This window comes from Kibdelosporangium aridum (assembly GCF_900176515.1).
In the GTDB taxonomy this organism is placed as follows: Bacteria; Actinomycetota; Actinomycetes; order Mycobacteriales; family Pseudonocardiaceae; genus Kibdelosporangium; species Kibdelosporangium aridum.
This window is the reverse complement of record NZ_FWXV01000001.1, coordinates 1171460-1191698: the sequence shown is the minus strand read 5'-3', so window position 1 is coordinate 1191698 and position 20239 is coordinate 1171460. Positions and strand designations below refer to the sequence as shown.

At 66.8% G+C, this 20239-nt stretch carries 23 protein-coding genes; 6 read left to right on the top strand and 17 right to left on the bottom strand.

The genetic code is table 11. The annotated features are described in order from the left end of the window. Positions 1–7 precede the first annotated feature (7 nt). From B9C43_RS05060 to B9C43_RS05050, 3 genes are all read right to left on the bottom strand, one after another. Entirely contained in the window at positions 8–2287 is a 2280-nt protein-coding gene (locus B9C43_RS05060) for a TOMM precursor leader peptide-binding protein (protein WP_084424860.1), read from the bottom strand. A 7-nt stretch (positions 2288–2294) separates the two neighbouring features. Continuing rightward, entirely contained in the window at positions 2295–2504 is a 210-nt protein-coding gene (locus B9C43_RS05055; protein WP_033391659.1) for a hypothetical protein, read from the bottom strand. A 341-nt stretch (positions 2505–2845) separates the two neighbouring features. After that, entirely contained in the window at positions 2846–3430 is a 585-nt protein-coding gene (locus B9C43_RS05050; protein ID WP_051897372.1) for a hypothetical protein, read from the bottom strand. Between the two features lie 277 nt (positions 3431–3707). Between B9C43_RS05050 and B9C43_RS05045 the strand changes: the two genes are divergently transcribed. Further along, positions 3708–4628, top strand: coding sequence for a glycoside hydrolase family 25 protein (locus tag B9C43_RS05045; protein WP_160096329.1), 921 nt, complete (start codon positions 3708–3710; stop codon positions 4626–4628). Positions 4629–4738: 110 nt separating this feature from the next. Here B9C43_RS05045 and B9C43_RS05040 read toward each other — a convergent pair whose 3' ends face one another. The 8 genes from B9C43_RS05040 to B9C43_RS05005 form a co-directional block, all read right to left on the bottom strand. Then, positions 4739–5074, bottom strand: coding sequence for a hypothetical protein (locus B9C43_RS05040; protein ID WP_084425591.1), 336 nt, complete (start codon positions 5072–5074; stop codon positions 4739–4741). A gap of 96 nt (positions 5075–5170) precedes the next feature. Continuing rightward, complete coding sequence (locus tag B9C43_RS05035) at positions 5171–6172, bottom strand: LacI family DNA-binding transcriptional regulator (protein WP_033391658.1); 1002 nt, start codon at positions 6170–6172, stop codon at positions 5171–5173. Between the two features lie 40 nt (positions 6173–6212). Further along, positions 6213–6419 carry a ferredoxin gene (locus tag B9C43_RS05030; protein WP_235038433.1) on the bottom strand — a complete coding sequence of 69 codons (207 nt, stop codon included), beginning with the start codon at positions 6417–6419 and terminating at the stop codon, positions 6213–6215. Further along, on the bottom strand, positions 6416–7672 hold the full coding sequence (locus B9C43_RS05025; protein ID WP_160096327.1) for an NADH-ubiquinone oxidoreductase-F iron-sulfur binding region domain-containing protein: 1257 nt from the start codon (positions 7670–7672) through the stop codon (positions 6416–6418). The genes B9C43_RS05030 and B9C43_RS05025 overlap by 4 nt, the downstream gene beginning before the upstream one ends. Next, complete coding sequence (locus tag B9C43_RS05020; RefSeq protein WP_160096325.1) at positions 7669–8208, bottom strand: ferric reductase-like transmembrane domain-containing protein; 540 nt, start codon at positions 8206–8208, stop codon at positions 7669–7671. The genes B9C43_RS05025 and B9C43_RS05020 overlap by 4 nt, the downstream gene beginning before the upstream one ends. After that, a complete protein-coding gene (locus B9C43_RS05015) occupies positions 8205–9104 on the bottom strand; it encodes an FAD:protein FMN transferase (RefSeq protein WP_033391655.1) in 900 nt (299 codons plus the stop codon). Before B9C43_RS05015 ends, B9C43_RS05020 begins: the two co-directional genes overlap by 4 nt. Before the next feature lie 106 nt (positions 9105–9210). Beyond that, positions 9211–9615, bottom strand: coding sequence for a hypothetical protein (locus B9C43_RS05010; protein ID WP_084424856.1), 405 nt, complete (start codon positions 9613–9615; stop codon positions 9211–9213). Positions 9616–9678: 63 nt separating this feature from the next. Next, positions 9679–10815: a sialidase family protein gene (locus B9C43_RS05005; protein WP_051897369.1), complete on the bottom strand. Its 1137-nt coding sequence runs from the start codon at positions 10813–10815 to the stop codon at positions 9679–9681. Between the two features lie 78 nt (positions 10816–10893). Between B9C43_RS05005 and B9C43_RS05000 the strand changes: the two genes are divergently transcribed. Next, positions 10894–11637 (top strand): DUF3800 domain-containing protein, encoded by a 744-nt coding sequence (locus B9C43_RS05000; protein ID WP_084424855.1) that lies wholly within the window; start codon positions 10894–10896, stop codon positions 11635–11637. Here the strand turns inward: B9C43_RS05000 and B9C43_RS04995 are convergent. Next, positions 11632–12579, bottom strand: a complete 948-nt coding sequence (locus B9C43_RS04995) for a tetratricopeptide repeat protein (protein ID WP_084424854.1) — start codon at positions 12577–12579, stop codon at positions 11632–11634. The genes B9C43_RS05000 and B9C43_RS04995 overlap by 6 nt on opposite strands. 191 nt (positions 12580–12770) lie before the next feature. On the opposite strand from B9C43_RS04995, the gene B9C43_RS57430 reads away from it, so the two are divergent. After that, the gene (locus B9C43_RS57430) at positions 12771–13574 is read left to right on the top strand and encodes a universal stress protein (RefSeq protein WP_200825420.1); all 804 of its coding nucleotides are present in this window, start codon (positions 12771–12773) and stop codon (positions 13572–13574) included. Between the two features lie 60 nt (positions 13575–13634). On the opposite strand, the gene B9C43_RS57425 is transcribed toward B9C43_RS57430, so the two are convergent. From B9C43_RS57425 to B9C43_RS04975, 4 genes are read right to left on the bottom strand one after another with little or no spacing between them, the layout of a single operon-like run. Then, positions 13635–13778 (bottom strand): hypothetical protein, encoded by a 144-nt coding sequence (locus B9C43_RS57425; protein ID WP_200825419.1) that lies wholly within the window; start codon positions 13776–13778, stop codon positions 13635–13637. A 1-nt stretch (position 13779) separates the two neighbouring features. Continuing rightward, complete coding sequence (locus B9C43_RS57420) at positions 13780–13980, bottom strand: hypothetical protein (protein ID WP_084424852.1); 201 nt, start codon at positions 13978–13980, stop codon at positions 13780–13782. Continuing rightward, entirely contained in the window at positions 13970–14584 is a 615-nt protein-coding gene (locus tag B9C43_RS04980) for an alpha-ketoglutarate-dependent dioxygenase AlkB (protein ID WP_235038432.1), read from the bottom strand. The genes B9C43_RS57420 and B9C43_RS04980 overlap by 11 nt, the downstream gene beginning before the upstream one ends. 38 nt (positions 14585–14622) lie before the next feature. Continuing rightward, complete coding sequence (locus B9C43_RS04975; protein ID WP_084424850.1) at positions 14623–15456, bottom strand: NAD(P)-dependent oxidoreductase; 834 nt, start codon at positions 15454–15456, stop codon at positions 14623–14625. An 82-nt stretch (positions 15457–15538) separates the two neighbouring features. Here B9C43_RS04975 and B9C43_RS04970 point away from each other — a divergent pair, with 82 nt between their 5' ends. Genes B9C43_RS04970 through B9C43_RS04960 form a run of 3 tightly spaced genes read left to right on the top strand, consistent with a single transcriptional unit; the run spans position 15539 to position 19689 of the window. Continuing rightward, positions 15539–15880, top strand: coding sequence for a winged helix-turn-helix transcriptional regulator (locus B9C43_RS04970; protein ID WP_327221651.1), 342 nt, complete (start codon positions 15539–15541; stop codon positions 15878–15880). Then, the gene (locus tag B9C43_RS04965) at positions 15880–18915 is read left to right on the top strand and encodes an AfsR/SARP family transcriptional regulator (protein ID WP_084424849.1); all 3036 of its coding nucleotides are present in this window, start codon (positions 15880–15882) and stop codon (positions 18913–18915) included. The genes B9C43_RS04970 and B9C43_RS04965 overlap by 1 nt, the downstream gene beginning before the upstream one ends. A gap of 45 nt (positions 18916–18960) precedes the next feature. Further along, entirely contained in the window at positions 18961–19689 is a 729-nt protein-coding gene (locus B9C43_RS04960; protein ID WP_084424848.1) for a DUF2306 domain-containing protein, read from the top strand. Here B9C43_RS04960 and B9C43_RS04955 read toward each other — a convergent pair. Beyond that, positions 19673–20200 (bottom strand): hypothetical protein, encoded by a 528-nt coding sequence (locus tag B9C43_RS04955; RefSeq protein ID WP_084424847.1) that lies wholly within the window; start codon positions 20198–20200, stop codon positions 19673–19675. The two genes, B9C43_RS04960 and B9C43_RS04955, sit on opposite strands and share 17 nt — an antisense overlap. Positions 20201–20239: the final 39 nt, after the last annotated feature.

The window sequence follows — 20239 nt, the reverse complement described above, 5'->3', positions numbered from 1 at the left end:
GCCACCCTCAAAGGAACAGCGGGATCGGGTTGAGGTCGTGGTACGCGGTGGGTTTCGGCAGCCAGCCCAGCCGCACCGGGACGTCGAACAGCCGCCCGGGCGCGAATCTCGCCCAGAAGCTGCGCAGCCCCGGCACGATCACCTTGACCACCGGCAGCCCGATGTCCGGCCTGGTCTGGTCCAGTACGAGGACTTCGAGGCCAAGCGCCTCGACACGGCCACGCACCTGTGTGACGTCGTCGAGCAGATCCGGCGATGGCGTGTAGGCGTAGTCGAACGGAACCCGTGCCCGCACAGCCGGATCCGGCATGAGATACGGCTGGTTGGTGACAGTCGCGTGCTGCCACCAGTGCAACGGCTCCGGTTCGGTCCACTTGTAGCCGTCGACGACGACCGGCATCAGCTGGTTCATCTCGGTCAGTGCCCGGCGCAGCGCCACCCGTGGATCCAGGTGCGCTCCGAAGCCGAACATGATGTCCTCGTTCCCGCCGTCGATCCGCCGTGACAACGCCACCAGCACGGGGATCCCGGAGTCCGCGGTCACGTCGAGCACCCAGACCTCACGGTTGAGCCCGGCGTGGACCGCGCGCAGCTCGTCGATCCACGGGTCACCGAAGGCGGTCAGGTCCACTTCGGGCCGCCGGGTGCGGTTGTACCACCACATCGCCACCGAGTCGCGCTCCACCAGTTCAAGCAGTCCTTGCAGGACAGCGTCTTCCAGGCAGCTACCAGCCGCGTTGCCGTTCGAGTCGGCGTAGACCGACACCAACCCCGCCTCGGGCGGGGCGCCGTAGTAAAGCATCGCCGTGGGGAGCAATCGGTGCCGCTCACGCGTAAGGGACCATACCGGTGTCCAATCGAGGACCGCGTTGTCGTCGAAGGGATCTGGCACGTGCTGGAACGTCGAATGCGTCGCGTTCCACGTTGACCTGCCCGGATACTGCCGGTCGTCGAACAGTTGACAGCTGGACGGGTGGATCGCGTACTCGCGCAAGGACTTGTAACTGCCCCGGATACGTTCCTCGTCGCCGTGGAAGAACCCAGAATGCCGTTCGAGCGCTTCACACATCGCGCTCACCTTGCCGTGCAACGGTGTCACGCCTTTGCCGCCGTTCTCCGCGCGCGGGGCGCTCGGGTTGAACAGGCAGTTGCGGCGCACAGCCACGTTCGGCCCGGCACGGAACGAGTTGAAGAACGCCGGACCGGTCTGGTGCTGGGTGATTTCCTTGATCACTCCGGTGACCGGGCTCAGCAGGTGCTGATACCGGTCGAACACCTGTTGCGGAGTAAGCGATCGGTGCCCGCCCGCGTTGTCCGAAGACTTCGGCTGCGATGACAAACGGACAGGTCGCCGAGCCAACGCGCGCATGTGCGTCGGGTCGCCGCACAGCGCGCACTGCGGGCGACGACGGAACTCGTGGTGCCTCGCGGTCAGGTCGAGGCTGTCGAACGTCATCACCCCGCGCTGACCTGGATACCGATATCCAGCAAGCCATTTGGTGACTTCGAGGGCCATCAGGTGCGTCGCCATCGCGTCCAACGCGGGCAGCGACGCGACCGGGCGCGACGCCGGGCCGACTCGTCCCAGTGCGTCCTGGACGTGCGCCTCGGCGTCGCGATGCGCCCACAACCGGCTGGCCAGGCAGTGCCAGCAGCCGAGTTCGGGTGAGTCGAAGACGGGACCAAGCCACACCTGCGTACCCGTGAGCTTGGTCAGCAACCATGGCCGGCGCGCGGTCCGGTGCACCGCGTCGATGTCGGCGAGGTCCGGTGAAAGATAGTCGTCGCACACCACGACCGAGAGATCGGCCGGGTCGTCGGTGGTCAGCTCCCCCGAGCTGACCTGAGCGGTCAATCCGGCCTGCCGCAACGCGGTGAGAGCGGCCGACGGATCCGTGGTGCCTGCCGGGATCACCAGCACGTGCTTGGCCGCGGTGTTGGCCACGGCGGCGTCCGCGTCCGTCCCGGCCGCTTCCCAATACGCCCTGGCACGTTCGGCCACGCCGCTGGCGGGCGGCGGCCCGAGGGTGAGCAGCCCGGCTTCGTCCAGCCGGGCGATGAACCTTCCGACCTGCTCGGGGGCCACGCCCGCGGGGACATCCCGGAGCAGGGCCGGAAGGTCCCGGGTGCAGTCCAACAGTGGCGCGAGGGCCTCGGCGTCCGAGCCCTTCAACGCCGTCACGCCGCGCTCGGAAAAGAGGTACACGGCCTCGCCCTTGATCACCTCGACGCGCAGGTGGCGTTTGAACCCGACCACCCGGCCTGTCGGCACACCCGGCCCGGTCATCGCCGGGTCAGCTCGCCGTCGATAACTGGTGCGCGCCGATGGCGACGTGGCTGAAAGTCGGCTTGCTGAAGCTGGCCACCGACTCCATCGGGTTGTGCCACTGGTCGAGTTCGTCGATGACCAGATCGGTGACCACGGTCCCGGTCGAGCGCGGAAAGTCCGCGAAGAAGGTGTGGATGGTGTCGGTGAGGGTGGCGGCTGCAAGGGTGGCGATCACGGTGTCCCCAATCTCAGAATCCCCGCTGAATTGGTGCTGCGAAAAAAGTTTGCGCCAGCGTGAGCCTGGGAACCAGTGTCGCCCTAATCAATGACTTCGAAGGTCTATCACTGTCCAGAATGGGAGGAACACATACCTGGATCATGAAAATCTCATACCCACGGCCGAAGTGACAGCGTCGCAGGTCAGACCCGCTATCGACGGGTTACGCGGACCGTGTGCGGTAGCTGGCCGACGGTAATCGCCACACGCCGGACAGAACGGACACACATTCGCGGAAGAACCCGCCGGGAATGAACATTTGCCATTGTTACCCGGCGGGTTCGAAACGCCGTCTCCGGTCACTTCCGCCAGAAGCGAATCCCGCTCCAGACCACGGTCACCGGGCCCTGCCCGCTGTTGGTTCGATAGCTGCCGAACTTGTCGTAGAAATCGCCGCTTGGGCTGGCGACATCGTGCTTGAGTGAACCGTTGATGTACGTGCGGTGCCGGCTGCCCACCTGGTGCACGGTGTTGACCCGCACCGTCGCGCCCACCGTGGCACCGGTGGCGACCGTGGTGCCGCCGTGCACCGCGTACAGCCTGCCACCCCGTTCCACTGCCAGCATGAAGAACGGACCAGTTGTCTTGAACGTCTGCTTCAGACTGATCCGCGAACCGCTCATGCTGGTGATCCGGAACGAACCTTCGAACTGGCGCGTGCCACCTGTGTAGGTGGCGTACCGGCGCTCGGCGCGCTGGTCACCGCTGGCCGTGGAGCAGGTGAGCCGGAAGGTCAAGTCGCTCACTTGACCGCATCCTCGTTCCTGCACGGAGAAAGTCGGTTGATAGGGCGTCCAGCCGCCGCCCTCGACCTGGGCGAGCGCCGGCGCACCGGCGACAAGCAGTCCGGCTGCCGCGAGCGCGGCGAGTACGCGTGAAGACACCGCGAACCTCCATGGTTGTTGCGTCCCAACAGGAGTGCGGCGTGCGCCCGAGAGTAGGGATCAGGGGCTGGCACAAACAAGCCACATGCCCGCTCACCGGGACCTGAATCGTGTCACCGTGGCGCTATGTGCTGGCACTCAGCCGTCGTTCAGCGGATATAGCGGACCCGAATAGGTGTTGTCGGTCTGCGCCGAACGGTGTTACGTCGACAGTGGTGTGTGAATCAGCGACTGACCGGACTGCCTTCGGGGTAACCGGTGGCCCGAGGTGATGCCCATGGCACTTGGAATCGACATCTACCGCTACCAGACAGTCACCGACTGGAACGCCGTGCGCAGCGCCGGTGTCTCCTTCGTGTACGTCAAAGGCAGCGACGGCGGCGGGCCCGCGCTTGTCCGGGCCGACGCGCAAGTGCGTGGCGCACAAAGCGTGGATCTTCCCGTCGGGTTGTACCACTACGCCCAGCTCTCGCCGAGTCCCGAAGCACAGGCGAACGTGCTGACCGCCGAGGTCCGCAGGCTCGACGCGACCGGCCTGCCACCCGCACTGGACCTCGAAGACCCGCACCGGCCAGGACCCGCGGCCCGTGACTTCGCGTTCCGGTTCCTGAACCAGCTGCGTGCCAACGGCTTCCAATCGGTCACGTTGTACGCCAACACATCGATGCTGACCGGGATCAACGCGGACACGATCGGCGTGCCCAACACCATCGTCTGGGCGGCGCAGTACGGCCCCAACGACGGGCGCAGGCATCCGTTGCGCTACAACGGCCGGGCCAACATCCACCAGTACACGTCGGTGGGCGGCGTGCCGGGCATCAGCGGCCAGGTCGACCTGAACGAGTCCCTCACCGAGCTTCCAGGAGCGGATATGCCACTGACACAAGACGACATCAACAGGGTCGCCAACGCGGTGTGGGAACAACACCGGCCACTGCTGCACGACTGGTCGGTGATGAACCCGATGTGGGTCTGGCTGGTCGGCGCGAACATGGGCGCTTGGGAAGCCGCCACGCGCCCGTTCCCGCCGCCGCCGAACCCTGAGGAGGCGGTGCAGAAGCTGGCTGAGGCTATCGCGGTGCCGCTGCGGGAAGAGTTGTCCCAGCGCAATGGGGAGCCGGACGCCGACGCCATCGCAGTGGCGATCGCCCGGCGGTTCGTGCCTACCGAGCCCAGGCCGACCGATCAGCAGACCTAGGGCTGTGACCAGGTACGTTCGCCGGGATGTCAGGCCGCTTCGGTGTTGAGGCGGCCGCCCCAGCGGATGTCTTCCGCGCTGCGGAAGCGGGCACGTTCGCGGCCACAGCGCTAGCTGGAGAACCTTTTCGCGAGGTCCCGAAGCCGTTCTATGGCTTCGGCCGCTTGGGCGCCTGGAATGTTCATGCCAGGGTTCTGGCTCAAGCGCTCGACCTGGTCGGCGAAGCGCAGGTACTCCCTGTGAGCATGTTCGCGGCAAGCGAGGCAGGTGACACTTTCCGGACGGGGAGAGGTCATCGCATACGGCACTTCAAGTCCACAACCAGTGGTGACGACGGTCGGTGCGTCGGTCACGCGGCCCAACATCGATACGATCACGTTGCGGACCTCGGCGCCGGCCTGCACCACCTTCTGCTCGACGTGAATATGCGGATCGGTCTCGCCCATCGGCATCCGCGCCCTTCGTCCGAGTTGCTCAGCAACCAGACTAGTGCAGTAACCCCAGGGTTCATCCAGCCCCGCGTGGCGGTGCCCTGGGTCGCGTCAAGTGGAGTCGCGGATCACCAGTTCCGGCTTGAACATCACCTGCTGATGTGCGTGTGTGTCCGGGTGGTCGCATTCCTCCAGCAGCAACTGGGCCGCGTTACGTCCAATTTGGAGAGTTGGCTGCCGGATGGATGACAGGGGGACGGCCGCGTCGGCGGCGAACTCGATGTCGTCGTAGCCCAGGATGGCGATGTCTTGCGGGACGCGACGGCCAGTGCTCACCGCGGCGCGTAACAAGCCCAGCGCGAGCAAATCGTTGGCGCAGAAGGCCGCGGTGATGTCCGTCGACCGCTCGAAGATATCGCGGGCGGCTTCGTAGGCGATTCTCGCCTTCAGCGCGGGCAGTTCGATCACGTCGATCGCCGTGTCCGGGTCCCGGCCCGCGTCGGCAACGGTGTTGCGTAAGCCGTCAAGACGGTCTGCGCACTGCTGGATGGCCAACGGCCCGGTGAAGAACGCGATCCGCTCGTGCCCCTTGGCCAGCAGGTGGGCGCCGGCGAGTTCGCCACCCGCCACGTCGTCCACCGCGACCGAGCAGCAGTTCACCCTGGGATCGTGCCGGTCGACCAGCACCGTCGGCGTGCCGCGTCTGCGCAGCGCGTCCAGCCGTTCCGAGCTGACCTCGACCGGCGTGATCAGCACTCCCCTGACACGCTGTTCCTCGAGCACCTGGAGGTAGCGGTCCTCGCGGCTCGCCTGCTCGTCGGAATTGCACAGCACTACGGCGTAGCCGAGTTCGGTGGCCACGTCTTCGACGCCCTTGGCCACGTCGTGGAAGAACGGGTTCGCCATGTCCAGCACGATCAGGCCAAGCGACCGGCTGGTGCCCGCCCGCAGCTGCGCCGCCGAGGAATTGCGGACGAACCCGAGTTCGGCGATCGCGGCGAGCACCTGGTCCCGCGTCGCCTCGGCCACCTTGTCCGGCCGGTTGAGCACATTGGACACCGTGCCGATCGAGACCCCAGCCCGGACGGCGACATCCTTGATACTCGGCGCCATGGGCTGAAGCGTATCAACCGAACAGTGGTTGACTGTGGAACTACGTCCTCGTCCTGGCGAGGCTGAGGGCGAGCTTGGGGCAGAGCGAGACCGCTTTTCTCGCGTGCTTGTGCAGCTCCTGCGGCACGGGAGCGTTGGCGAGGATCGGGTAACCCCACTCGTCCAAGCCGATCAGCTCCGGCACGAGCTCGGCGCACACGCCGTGCCCATCGCAGGCGATCATGTCGACTTTGAGCCGTTCGGTCACTGCCATCCCTCGCTTTCGCTCGGCAGTTCGGGGATGGGCAAGACGCGGGGCCCACCAGGACACAGCTGCCCGGACAGATGCCGCCGGATGTCCAATGCGAACGTCTTCAGCGCCGAGTCGACGAACTTCACGACACCGTCAGGATGCGCACACGCCCCCCTGCCGTTGATCACACCGAGCCGGAACCGGAGCCGTTCGTAGGCCTTGCGCGAACCATCCCGCGCGATCATCGCGAAGTCCTCAGCGATCGCGGGCAGCCCCCGGAAACACGGACCACATTGCTTCGCGGTCTGGTCAGCCATCCACGTGGCCACCCGGACCGTCTCGAACAACCCGCAAGTCCTGGCGGGCAAGGCAACCACGATTCCCGCTCCAAGCGATGCGCCAAGCGGCTCAAGCCCTTCCGGCGAGAACGGCCGGTGCAGCTGCGTCGGCGGAATCCACGCACCACCGTAACCGCCGACCAGCATGGCAGAAATCGGCTCACGAACCCCGTTGGCAACGCGCAGGATCGTCTCGCCGGTGATACCGACCGGCAACTCGTACACGCCAGGCGACCGCACGGCACCACTCACAGTGAACAGCGCCGTCCCCGGGGAATCGCCTGTTCCCGCCTGCCGGAACCAGTTAGGACCGTACCGCCCGATCAGCGCGATGTGCGCGAAGGTTTCCACATTGGACACCAGGGTCGGCCGGCCGTTCACACCGGACACCCTGGCCGAGTCCGCCTTCGGCTTCGCCTCTCCCCCACCGACAAAGCTCGCCACGGCGGTCGATTCGCTGGAGACGTACCAGTTCGGCGGCTCGCTGACGTCGATCTCGACCTTGCCCCAACCGGCCGCGACGCGGTCGGCGATCGCATTCATCATGTGCCGAGCCAGCCCTGTGTCCCGGTGCACCGCCACCGTGATGCGATCCGCGCCCAACGCCAGCGCGGCGAGTTCGGCACCGTCCAGCACGAGGTGCGGGGCGAGCCGCAGCAGCAGTTTGTCCTTGCCCGCAGCCGGTTCGCTTTCCATCCCGTTCACCACGACGTACGGGTTCGCACGGCCGGCGACCGACGCGATCTTGCGGCCACTGGGGAACCAGCCACCGCCCCGGCCACGGAGTCCCGATGCGGTGATCATGTCGATCAGTTGCGGGACAACACTTGTAGGCAACGCACCGACAGCTTTGGCGTGCTCGGTGATGGAACGAGCCTGATTGCTCAGCAGGCGGGGACGGCCGTCATAGCGTTGCGCGGGTGCACTCACAGGGACCGCCTCCGCAACGAGACCACACGCAGGCTGCCGCACCCAAGCACCACGGCCACGCTGGCACCGATCGTGATCAACGACCAGAGCTGGTCCGTGCCGATGCCGATCGTGTGCACCACCGCGACCGGCCAGCTGATGTACGCCGCCCAGTGGATCAGCCGCCATGCCCGGTAAGGCATCCGGGTCCGCAGCACCCCGGTCAGCGCCAGAACCAGGATCAAATCGAGAGCGATCGCACCCAGTCCCAGGTACATCGGCTTGTACGAGCCGACGAACGGGACGAAGACTTCAAGAATCCCAATCGACACGTAAGTGTCCAGCACGACCGAGGCGACGTGAACCGTCAGGAAGATCAGCGAGCTCAGCGAGATGCTGCGGTGCAACGACTCCGTCACGAACCGGGGCCACCGCCGTGAGCTGACGCGACCGGCGGTGAGCAGGCCGAGCGAGAACGCCACCGTGAACAGCACCAGCGAGACCAGCCCGCTGCCTCTCGCCAGGTACCAGTAGGTGCTTTCACCCAGGAACGTCATGACTCCTCCTCGGGCCATTCGGCCACAGTGGTAACGGCACCACCCGTTGCCACGAGGCGCGCAGGGAGTCGGCGCGCGGCAAGCCAGTTCGGTGCACGGTCGCCGAGCACGAGCGCGGCGGTCGAAGCTGTGTTCGCGGCGACGCACGTCATTGCGGAAACCGTTGCGTACCGCCAAATTCGTGAGGCCGGAAGGCCAGTCATGGGGTTGAGCACATGGTGCAACTGCTTGTCGCCGCGTTGCCACGTGCGAACGGTCACGCTGGACGTGGCGAGGCCACCTGAGTCGATGGCGACGACCTGCCCGCCTTCGTCGCGGGCGTGATCCGCAGTCACCCGGACGCTCCAGCCGTCTTCGGGCGCCGGTCCGGCGACCGCGATGTCGCCGCCAAGGTTGACCAGGACGCCTGCCCCGGTCTCCGCCGCGATGCGAGTGGCGGCAACGTCGGCGGCCCAGGCCTTCGCGGTGGCGCCGAGATCCACTTTGACTCCACTGGGGACGGTGACCGTGTCGCCGGAGACCCGGATGTCGCGCCACGCCTGCTTCACCGGGGCGTCGACATCCACCGCGACCGGCCCGCGGCGCGGGACCTCAGCGAAGGTCCGGTCGTACCCCAGGGTGACCATGTACGAGCCGAGCGCAGGGTCGACGAGGCCGTCCGTGTCGGCGGCCGCGCGTAAGGCGACCTCCACTGCCTTCGCCAGCAACGGATGCGTGGCCGAGCCCGTGCGGTTCAAGAGGCTCAGCGCGGAGTCGTCCCGGAACCTGCTGCAGGCCAGGTCGAGTTCCTTGATGAACCAGCGGAGAATCGTCTCGGCGACCGGCAGCACGTCTGGTTCGGTGACCAGGACCTGGGCGGTGGTGCCGATGGCTTCGAACTTGACCCCGGCGTTCACGGTGCACCCGCCTGGACAGCCAGCGACTCAGCGCCCCCGACGCTGGCGAATCGCTCACCCGACACATCCGCGGCCGCCCCCGTGGCGCCACCCTCGAACCCCGCGCTCACGATCCACCCGACGAGGTCGCGGGCGGCTTGGTGGTCGGCTTGGGCTTCGGAGCCGGTGCGGGCTTCTGCGTCGCCGGTTTCTGGGCCGTCGGCTTCTGCGTGGTGGGTGTCTGCGTGGCCGGGGTCTGGGCGTCCTGGTCCTGCTGCGTCGGCGGCACCTGGGCCTGCGGCACCTGGTCCTGTGGGAGCTGTTCCTGCTGCGGCTGCTCCTGCCCAACCTGGGCGGCCTCTTCGACGGCCTGCGCCGCTGCCTCAGCGGCTTTCTCCGCCTTCACCTGTTCGGAGATGGTGAACCCGAGGCCGACCGTGCCGGCAAGACCGAGCACCACCATGCCGGTCGTGATCATGGTGACCCGGCTGACCGCCGCGTCCCGCGCGGCTGGATTCAGTCGCTGCGCCATCGTGCTCCGCCTCCCCGGCTGTCTCGTCCTTCACAGCACACACGTAGCCGGGGTGAGCACGGTTCAAGTCTTGTTGAGCGGACCGGTGGCGTAGTAGGTCTTGCAGATCGACTGGTCGTAGTCGGTGGTCACCTCGAGCACCGACTTGCCGTCCTTCGACGGCAGCAGGCCGGGGCTGAAATTGCGGCAGCCCTCGTTGTCCACCCCGGCGACGTGGATCGGCGCCGGGATCTCGTACCACGGGCCGTCGCCGAAGTTGTCGTTCGCCAGTATCGTCCCGCCGTTGCCTTCGGCGATCTTGCCGCCGTTGTGCACCAGCATCTCGGTGATCAGCAGGATCGTGCCGTTCGGGCCGGGGCCGGGACTCCACGCGGGCACCGGGGTGTGCCGTCCCTGCTTGCCGTCGGCCGTTTTGACCAGCGTGCCGAGGTCACGGGGATTGCCGAAGTCCCAGCCGTCGGCCGACCTGCGGAAATAGGCGCTGCACAGGTGCACCTTGTCGTTGTTGCAGACCTCGTAGGTCATGAAGTAGCTGCCGTCGGGCAACGTGATCGCGTTGATCATGCCGGGCCGCACGTTCCACGCGTCGCTGACCACGGTCTCCTTGTAGTCCGTCCACTTCAGACCGTCGACCGTGCGGACCTGGACCAGCTTCTGGTCGTGTTTGACCTTGTCGGTCTCGTCGGAGTAGAACGCGACGAGGCTGCCGTCCTTGGCGACGGAAAGGCTTGGCTCCCATGCGTTGTGCTCGTTCGACGCGACCGCGATGTCGGACATGAACTTCCACGTGGCGCCGCGGTCGGCGCTGGCCCACATCCGCTGCCTGGTCTTCTTGGTCTGCGCGGGCGCGGTGTATCCCGTGGTGTTCACCCACAGCACAGTGCCTTTGGGCATGGCGCCGACCGGCGAGGGCAACTCGAACAGCGTCGAGCAGCAAATCCCGGCGCCGTCGGCGGACGCTGGGTCACGAATGGTGGCGATCTGCCGGAACGTTTTGCCGTCGTTCTCGCTCGCCATGATGACGCCCATGCCCTGCGAGCCGTCATTCGTGGTGATGCTGGCGAGAATGCGGCCATTCTCCAACCGGATCACCCGCGGATAGCTGCTGCCGCCGTCGTAGAGGACTTGTCTTTGCGGAGCGGCGGCCACGGGAAGTGCTGTCAGGAGCATCGCGACCAGGGCAACCAGCAAACTCCGCACAGCGTTCCTCCGATTACTCCGGGTAACGGCGGAATACTAGCTTGCACTTCCTGACTCCGCATCTAATGTGGAGGCACTATGCGCACGAATGGGTTATCCGTCGAGGTCGCGTGCGATGAGTCAGGCTCGGAAGGCAGCAATCTCATTGACGCGATAACCGACGTGTTCGCACACGCCAGCGTGCTGCTTCCGATCTCGTCGGCGCAGGAGTGCATTCTCCAGTTACGGGAGCGAATACGCTCGCCCGCGCTGGAGTACAAAGCCAACCACTTGCTGCGCGAAAAACACCGCGCGGTGTTGCTCTGGCTGCTCAGCGCGGACGGCCCGATCCTCGGGCACGCCGCAGTGCACCTCACCGAGAAAGCGTTCTTCGTCGCGGGCAAGGTAGTGGAACTTCTCGAGCCGGAGAAGGACCCGGCCACCGTCTACCGCTCGGGGCGCGCGGTGCTCGCCGCGTACAACGTTGTCCTTCGTGCTGAGTATCGCGAGCACCTCGACTTGCACGTCCCCGCGATTGTGCGAGCGGTGCACTTGTGGGGCACCGACAAGCCCGTCACGATCGTCCATGATCGACAGAACCTGCTGACCGAGGACCGGGTCGCCCTGATCAAACGAACCCTCGGCGACCGGCTGGCCGACATGACGTTCGTCGATTCCCGCGACGACGCGCGCGTGCAGATCGCCGACTTCCTCGCGGGCGTGGCCCGCCGCATCGCGTCCGACGCACTCAACGGCCACGGCGACGTCGAACTCGTTGCCGCGCTGCGGCCCTACGTGGACCCGTCGTCCATCTGGGGCGACGAGCGCAGCAGCTTGCTATGAAGCCGCCGGCAGCATGGTCCGGATCTCCTCGGTCAGCTCGTCCGCGCCGCACCACTTCCGCGCCTCGTTCTCCAAGGGACGCAAGCGATCCCGTAGCCGCGAAGACTTGACCGACCGGCCATGCACGAGCGCGTCGCGGCCGATGTCCACCGCGCCGTCGACGTCGTGCAGCAGCAGCTGGTTGACCGCCAACGAGATCAGGCAGAACGCCCGGCTCCGAGCCATCCCATCGCCGTATGAGCCGATCGCCGTCCCCAGCTCGGGCACGGCTCGCTTGGCGTACCGGACGTCCACGAACCGGGCGAGGTCGGTGTGGACGGACCCGCTCATCGCCGACAGCTCGGTCTCCGTGAAGAACGCGGCCCAACTGGGGACGTCGCTGCGATCCGCTGCTTCGAACTCGGTGCGCATCATCGCCAGCGCCGCGATCGCCTCCTCGGCCCGCCCGAGTTTGGCGTACGCCCACGCTTGGTTGGCCGACAAGATGGCCGCGGCGAGCAGACTGTTGGACGCGTGCGCCTCCATGCGGCCCCGCTCGAACTCCGCCAGCGCCCGCCCGGGCGAGTTGTAGTGCAGGTGAACGCGGCCTATCCGGTATCTGATGTTGGCCGCCATGGCTTTGTTGCCCGCGCGCGTGGCAAGGTCCAATGCGATGGTGAAGTGGTGCAGCGCCTCAGTAATTGACCCGTTGTCGAACAACGTCCATCCGGCCAGGTTGTGCATGTCCGCCACTGCGGTGTCGACCCTGCGTGTCAACCGGACTGGCACAGTCGCCGCCAACAACGCCCGGGCCATTGGCAGGCGTGTCTGCACGGCACGGTGACAGCTGCCGCCGCCGTACTGGTAGTCCAGTGCTCTGAGCTCGCGGACGGTGCGCTCAACGCTCTCGACGTCCGCGATTCCGATTCGCGCTGGTGCACCGGTTGGACGGCGTCGATACATGGCACCTCCATGGGTCGTCCCCATACCGAGTTGCCAATGTGCGGCGAACGTAAACGACAGGCAATCTCCCGGAAAGGTCCATGTTGGACGGTTAACCGGTCAGGCAGACACGCATCTGGACCTATCGCTAGCATTCTGACAGGACTACCGTGGACCGCGGCCATTCCTGGGGCCATTTTCGGGAGGCTCAGTTGACAGCTACTTCGGCGGCGACGCCCTCGGTAGCCGTACCGGCGCAGCAATCGTCCGCACGGCACCGCCCCCGTGTCACGATCGGCACAGACGGCTCGACTTGGGGTGATGCCGCGCTGGAGTGGGCGCTGCGGCACGCCTGGCTGGTCAACGCCGGACTGAAGGTCTATTCGGCGAAAACCAGCGATGACCATGCAATCGCCCGTCGACTCGACGTATACCGATGGCTCCACGCCTCGGTGACGACCTCAGACGAAACCCCCGAACACACCCTGCTGACCGCGAGCGCGGACACCGACCTGTTGGTACTCGGCCACCACGGGCACGGTCACCACAACCTCGGCGTCGGCCACCTCGTCCTCCCCGTGGTGAGCCGGAGCCTGTGCGACACAGTCGTCGTACGCGGAGAGCCACGAGCCGTCCGCGCCGAACACGGATGGGTGACAGCAGCAATCGGCGGCCAACACGACGAGCCAATAATTCGCCGAGCGACGGAGATAGCCACCCGCTACCGCGACGGCCTGCGCATCGTCCACGCTTGGCCACTGCCCGGCCCACGGGCGGTGGAGGCCGGGAAGCCGAACGAGGTTCTCGACCGGGCCCGGCGGCTGGTCGCGAAGCTGGCGCCGACGTTGACGCCGAGCCTGCACCTTGTGCGCAGCCGGCCACATGAGGCTGTCGAGACGTGCACTCGCAGCGACCTGCTGGTCATGGGCCCTGGTAGCCAAGCAGGACGGTTGTCCCCTATTACTCGGACCGCACTGCACTTGTCGCCTTGCCCGGTGCTGGTCGTTCGTCCCTGAGTCGCTGAGTCCTGAGGTCTCTGAGCGTGGCGGTCCCCGGGCCGCCACGTCCTATGTGGACTAGTTCCGCGCGCGTGAAGGTGGCCTCGGCAGCACGGGTTGGTCGACCACTTCGACGCCCGCGTTGGCCACGACGATGTCGAGGCGTCCGAATCGATCGAGCGTCGCGGCGAAGAGCCGCTCCAGATCGCTGACTTTCGCCACGTCAGCTTGGCGGCGCGGGGGCGCCTGACTGCTCGATCGCGGCGACGGTTTCGAGTGCCCGGTTCGCGTTGCTCGTGTGGTTGATGACGAAGTTCGCACCGAGTGACGCGTAGCGTTCGGCGATCGCTCGTCCGTGGTTCCCGGTACCGGCGACGCCGAGCGGCTCGCGTTCCTTTCCATCGTCAAAGGCGCTACCGAACACCAGCCGGGCGGAACTGGATACTGATCCTGGGCCCGACCGCACGATTGGTCTTCGGCACCGCGTGCTCCCACGTCCGCTGGCACGAGCCGCCCATCACGAGCAAATCGCCGTGGCCCACCGAGAACTTGACGGCTTCGCCGCCGCCTCGCGGACGCAGCCACAGGCCCCGCGCGTCACCGACGGACAAGATCGCGACCATGGTGTCTTCGGTCGCACCCCTTCCGATTCGGTCGCCGTGCCAGGCGACACTGTCGCGGCCGTCGCGGTAGTAGCAGAGGCCTGCGGTGCGGAACGGCTCACGTAACTCCGGCATGTAGTACGAAGTCAGTGCCGCTCGGGCTTCGGCCAGGACCGGGTGGGGTAAGGCGTCCCGTTCGGCGTAGAAGCACAGCAACCGCGGGACGGCGACGACCCGGTCGTACATCTGGCGGCTTTCGGCATACCAGGGCACATCGGCGGCCAGCAGGTTGAACAGGTCGTCCGCCCCGGTCAGCCAGGCGGGCAGGAGATCGACCCACGCTCCATCGGTCAGCGTCGTGCGCCGGACCGCGTCCAGTGGACTCAGCCCGATGGTGCCCGCCGTGTCGAAGAGTGATCCCTGCACACATCCCACGGTACACCGAGTTCGAACACCCGTTCGAGTTATTTTCGCAGCGCCTCGATCATGGCCGACATGCTGTGGTCGCGGTGCCCGAGGTCCACCGCGCGCCGGATGACGTCGTGCATTCCGAGTTGCCACGACGCGTCGAGGCCGAACTCCGAAGCCACGGACAGGTCCTGTTCGATGCCTGCTTCGAACAGGCCGACCGTGGACGTGGGATCCGTGTAGTTCCCCGAGTCGATCTCCGCCGCCACCCGAGGCAGTTGGGCGGCGATCATCTCCAGCCACTTCACGCTGAACCGGACCATGCTCTGCGCGGGCAGACCGCGCGCGGTGATCATCGCGGCGCCTTGGAAGAAGCCGAGCAGTGCGGGCAGCAGCGTCCCACCGACCGCCTGCTCGTACAACGCCGCAAGATCGGGTGACGAACCCAGATAAACCGTGTCGCCGCCGAGCACTTCCAAGACCGGGAAATACTGGTCGAAGATCTCTCGAGGACCGCTGTAGTACAACAAAGTGTCGCGCGCACCTACCGCTGACGGGACATTTTTCACCGCGCCGTCCAGGAACGCCGCGCCGCGCGCAGCCGCCCATGCCGCCATTTCGCGGGCTCCGGCCGGGTCGCCCGTATTCAACGTGATCAGGGTGCGACCGGACAGGTCAGCCGGCTCCAACGCGGACTTGGTGGCCTCGTAGGTGGTCAGACAGGCGACGACGAGCGGACTTGCCGAAACGGCTTCGGCAACGGACGGAACTTGATACGGAGCTTTACCGGGCGTGCGATTCCACGCGGTTGTCGGATGGCCTGCTTTGCGGAACGCTTCCGCCAATGCCTTGCCCATCAGGCCAAGGCCGATAACCGTGACTCGATCCATGCGTTGATCTTCACCGCTTTACAGACATTCCTTCAAGTACCTACAATTTTGCCGGGTACTGACATTTTTGTAAGGGGGTCCGGTGCTGAAGAGGCGCACGTACACGTGCGGGCTGGATGCCGCGCTCGACGTGATGGGCGGCAAGTGGAAGGCGCTCATCCTCTGGGAGCTGATCGACGGGCCGCAACGGTTCGGCCAGCTGCGCCGCCAGGTCGCCGGGATCTCCGAACGCGTGCTCATCCTGCAACTGCGTGAGCTCGAGGCGTGCGGGCTGGTCCATCGCGAGCTGTACCACCAGGTTCCGCCCAAGGTCGAGTACTCGCTGACCGACCTGGGCCAGTCCCTGATCAAGGCGATGATCCCGCTCGGCGAGTGGGGCGAGCAGCACATGGAGCTGATCGAGTCGCTGGATCGGGGCGACTAGTGCGGTTCGGCATCCTCGGGTCCGTCGAAATCCTTTCGGCGCAAGGCGAACCCCTCCCCCTCGGCGGGCCGAGGCAGCGCGCCCTGCTCGCGTTGCTCCTGCTCGACGCGGGCCGTGTGGTGACTGTCGAGCGCTTGCTTGACGGCCTGTACGGCGACGATCCGCCAAGCGGAGCGACGAGTGCGTTGCAGTCCCAGGTTTCGCGGCTCAGACGCAGCCTTCCGGAGGGCATGCTCGAGTTCCATCCCGGCGGATATCGGATCGCCGCTGATCCCCAAGCCGTTGACGTGCACCAATTCGAGCGCCTGGCCAAGCAAGGGGCCCGAGCGCTCGCCAGCGGGGACCCGGCAGCCGCGGCCGCCACGCTCACCGAGGCCCTGGGCTTGTGGCGCGGTCCGGTCACGGCAGACGAAGCAGCCACGGCACGGCTTGAGGAGCTCAAGCTGGCCACGACCGAGGACCTGTTCGACGCTCAGCTCAAGCTCGGCGAGCACACCGCGATCATCCCCGAGATCAGAGCGGCCATCGAACGGCATCCGCTACGAGAACGCCTGCGTGGCCAGCTGATGCTCGCGTTGCAAGCCGCAGGCCGCCAAGCAGAGGCGCTCGCCGAATTCGAGAACGCCCGCCGCACGCTCGTCGAAGAACTCGGCACAGACCCGTCTGCCGAACTGTCCGCGATCCACGTGGCGATACTGAAAGGTGAGCACCGGCAGACCTCGAACGTGCCCGCTCAACTGACCAGCTTTGTCGGGCGGGCCACGGAACTGAGCCGGATCGCCGGCCTGCTCACCGCAACGAGGCTGGTCACCATCACCGGTCCCGGCGGAGCGGGCAAGACCCGGCTGGCCATCGAAATCGCGGCGCAACAGGCCAGGGAGACCTGTTTCATCGATCTCGCGGCCCTGACGCACGGCGCGGACATCCCGCAAGCCGTCCTGACGGCGTTGGGAGTGCGCGACGCCGGCTTGTTCACGTCATCCACCCAAGATCCAGTCAACCGGGTCGTCGCCGCGCTCGAAGACCGGCACGTCCTGCTGATCATGGACAACTGCGAGCACGTCATCGCCGGCGCCGCCACGCTCACCCACCGGCTGCTGAACGCATGTCCCGACTTGAGGATCCTGGCCACCAGCCGAGAGGCACTCGGCATCACGGGCGAGCACCTGTGCCCGTTGCCGTCCCTGCCCGCGAAGGCCGCCATCCGGTTGTTCGCCGATCGCGCCGCGGCCGTCTCCCCCGATTTCCGGCTCACCGATGACAATGCCGACGCCGTCAGGCAGATCTGCACCGCACTCGACGGGATGCCGTTGGCCATCGAACTGGCCGCGGCCAGACTCCGGGCGATGGCGATCGACGACATCGCGGAACGCCTGCACGACCGATTCTCCTTGCTGTCCCGAGGAGATCGCACCGCGGCCCCGAGGCACCGGACACTGCGGGCCGCGGTGGAGTGGAGCTGGGACCTGCTGGAACCGGACGAGCGATTGCTCGCCGCACGGCTGACCGTGTTCACCGGTGGCGCGACGTTGTCCGCGGCCGAGCAGGTGTGCCAGGTGCCCGCGACCGCGGAACTGCTCGCAGGCTTGGTGGACAAGTCGTTGGTGGAGAACGCGGGCGGCCGCTACCGGATGCTGGACACGATCCGCGCGTTCTGCGCCGAGCACCGCACCGATTCACTGGAAGCCGTGCACGCCAAGTACTTCTACGACTTGGCCGAGCAGGCGAACCCGCATCTGCGGCGTGCGGAACAGCTGGAGTGGCTCAGCCGGTTGGACGCCGACCACGGAAACCTCCTTGCGGCACTGCGCTGGGCGGTCGCCAACGACACCACGTTGGCGTTGCGGATGTTCGGTGCGTTCTCGCTGTACTGGTACCTGCGGGGACTACGCGGCCAAGCCGCGCCTTTGGCCGTGCAACTGCTCGACCGGATCGGCACGCATCCGCCGGAGGACCTCGACGAGGAGTACGTGCTGTGCGTGCTGCAGGCCGCCTGGGGACGGCTTGGTGCGCCCGAATGGCAGGACCACCTCAAACACGCCGAGGAGTTCATGACTTCACCGCGTGGCGCGCTGCGGCGTCCGCACAGCGTGTTCCTGTGGGCCTCCGCGACCGGGCCTCCCAAAGGTGAGCCAGTACGCCCGTTGCTGGACCAGGACCTCTGGGCGGAGTCGTTCACCATGCTCGGAGCCGCGTTGCTGCACTTGTTCGACGGCGAGATCGCCGAGGGCGAGGAGAAGCTGCGACGCGCACTGGCGGGTTTCCGGCAGCTCGGTGACCGGTTCGGGATGGTGCTGGCGTTGGATGCGATCGCCGGGATGGCCGACAGCCGAGGCGACCGGCAGGCCTTCGTCGACGCGGTCACCGAGGCCATGGAAGTCGTCAGCCAGCTCGGCTCGATCGACGACACGACGTCCCTGCTGTGCCGCCGCGCGGAGAATCTGGCCCGGTACGGCGAGCTGGACGCCGCACGCGCCGACTTCGACCAAGCGTTGACGCTGGCCCGCCGCAACGGCACGCTCGACCACCTGGCCTGGGCGTACTCCGGGCTCGGCGAGATCGCCCGGCTGCGTGGGGATCTCGCCGAGGCCCGCAGGCTCCAGGAGCTGGCGCTGAGCAAGTGCTCGACCGGGCCGTACGGCATCCGGGAGTACCAGGCACGCGCCTTGATCGCGTTGGCACACCTGGCTGAGCTCGACGGAGACCTGACGGCCGCGCGCTCTCGTTACGACGAAGCGATCACGTCCGCCATGGCTGGCCGTTCGCTGCCGTTCGTGGCCAGAGCCGCGGCTGGGCTGGCGAGCCTCGCACTGCGAGCGGGCGACGGCTGGCTGGCCGCGTTGCTGCTCGGCGCGAGTGCCGCGATCCGGGGGATGCCGTTGGCCGGTGATCCGGAGATCGCCCGGATCACCGCCGAGGTCAAAGCCCTGACCGGCGCGAACGAGTTCACCGAGGCCTTCGAGCGGGGAGCCGGGATGCCGCAGGAGGAGGCGCTCGCACTGGTCGGTGCGCGACGGTCAGCGCTTGGTGCGTGACCGGTAAGCGGGTTGCGACACCGTCATGGCCGGGAGGAACAAGCCATGACAAATGTGCTCGACGAGACCGTCAGCCCCAGCCCAGTGCCCAGCAAGAAGTGGTGGCGCAAACCGTGGGTAGTGCCCCTCGGCTTCGTCGCCGCCGCCTTCGTCGCGTTCTCACTGCCGCCCTACCTGACCGGCGACCGCGCGCTGGCCCGTGTCCAGCAACCCGAGTTCAGCTGGCACTACCCGTTGCTCGTGATGCACGTGATCTTCGCGTCGATCGCGATGATCACGTGTGTGCTGCAGGTATGGCCGTGGTTGCGCGCACGCTACCCGCACATCCACCGGCTGTCGGGCCGGATTTACGTGTTCGGCGGTGTGCTGCCTGCCGGCGTGTCCGCGTTCGCGATCGGCGTGATCACGCCGTTCGGCCCGGCCGCCATGTCCAGCGGCATGGTGATGGCGCCGCTCTGGCTGATCTTCACGTACAACGGCTACCGTGCGGCGCGGCGGCGGCTGTTCGTCGATCACCGGAAGTGGATGATCCGCAGCTTCGCGCTGACCATGTCGATCATCACCAACCGGATCTGGGGCGTGGTGTTCACGATCTGGCTGATGCCGCAGTTCGACACCACCTTCCACGGCGACGACAAGCTGCTGACGTATTCGATCGCTGGCTCGACCACGTGGCTGGGCTGGGTGATCCCGCTGCTGATCGCCGAGTGGTGGCTGCAGCGTGACGAGGTGGCCAGGCGCAGGGCGAAGATGCGGCCTAGGCGGACTGGCTGACCAGCTGGGCGCGCAGGACCTTCACCACATCCGGATGGCCGAGCGGCAACGGCGGGTCGCGCCGATCCCGGTCGCCCTCGAAGCTGTGGGCGATCACCCGGACCTGCACGCCCAGCTCGGCCAGGGCGTTGACGCGGTCGGCTTCCCTGCGCATCCACAACTCGTCGGCGATCTTGGCGGTGGCCGGGTCCACTGGCGCCTCACCCGCCGCCGGATCGACCAGCAGGACCGACCGGATCACGTCGTGGTACCTCTCGCCAAGGACCATGGCCGCCACCGAAGACGCCCCCGAGGCGACGACATCGACCGGGCCTTCCACGCCCCGCATGTACTGCGCCAGCTGCGACGCGGAGTCGTCGGCCGGCAGGCGGCACCAGACCACAGTCCATCGGTTGGTCAGCTCACGCCAGGTCGCGGGCAACTCTCCGTGGCTCGCGGCCCCGGTCGGGTCGAGCACGACAACAGTCCCGACCGCGTTCGACGGGCCTTGGCGAACGATCGACTCCGGCACGGTGCCCTCCTTTTCCCTGTCTTGATTACCCAGGTTCGA

Excerpts from the sequence above, each read along its gene's own strand:
- B9C43_RS05060 (WP_084424860.1), bottom strand. The coding sequence starts at position 2,287 with ATGACCGGGCCGGGTGTGCCGACAGGCCGGGTGGTCGGGTTCAAACGC.
- B9C43_RS05045 (WP_160096329.1), top strand. The coding sequence starts at position 3,708 with ATGGCACTTGGAATCGACATCTACCGCTACCAGACAGTCACCGACTGG.
- B9C43_RS05040 (WP_084425591.1), bottom strand. The coding sequence starts at position 5,074 with ATGGGCGAGACCGATCCGCATATTCACGTCGAGCAGAAGGTGGTGCAG.
- B9C43_RS05035 (WP_033391658.1), bottom strand. The coding sequence starts at position 6,172 with ATGGCGCCGAGTATCAAGGATGTCGCCGTCCGGGCTGGGGTCTCGATC.
- B9C43_RS05020 (WP_160096325.1), bottom strand. The coding sequence starts at position 8,208 with ATGACGTTCCTGGGTGAAAGCACCTACTGGTACCTGGCGAGAGGCAGC.
- B9C43_RS05010 (WP_084424856.1), bottom strand. The coding sequence starts at position 9,615 with ATGGCGCAGCGACTGAATCCAGCCGCGCGGGACGCGGCGGTCAGCCGG.
- B9C43_RS05000 (WP_084424855.1), top strand. The coding sequence starts at position 10,894 with ATGCGCACGAATGGGTTATCCGTCGAGGTCGCGTGCGATGAGTCAGGC.
- B9C43_RS04995 (WP_084424854.1), bottom strand. The coding sequence starts at position 12,579 with ATGTATCGACGCCGTCCAACCGGTGCACCAGCGCGAATCGGAATCGCG.
- B9C43_RS04975 (WP_084424850.1), bottom strand. The coding sequence starts at position 15,456 with ATGGATCGAGTCACGGTTATCGGCCTTGGCCTGATGGGCAAGGCATTG.
- B9C43_RS04960 (WP_084424848.1), top strand. The coding sequence starts at position 18,961 with ATGACAAATGTGCTCGACGAGACCGTCAGCCCCAGCCCAGTGCCCAGC.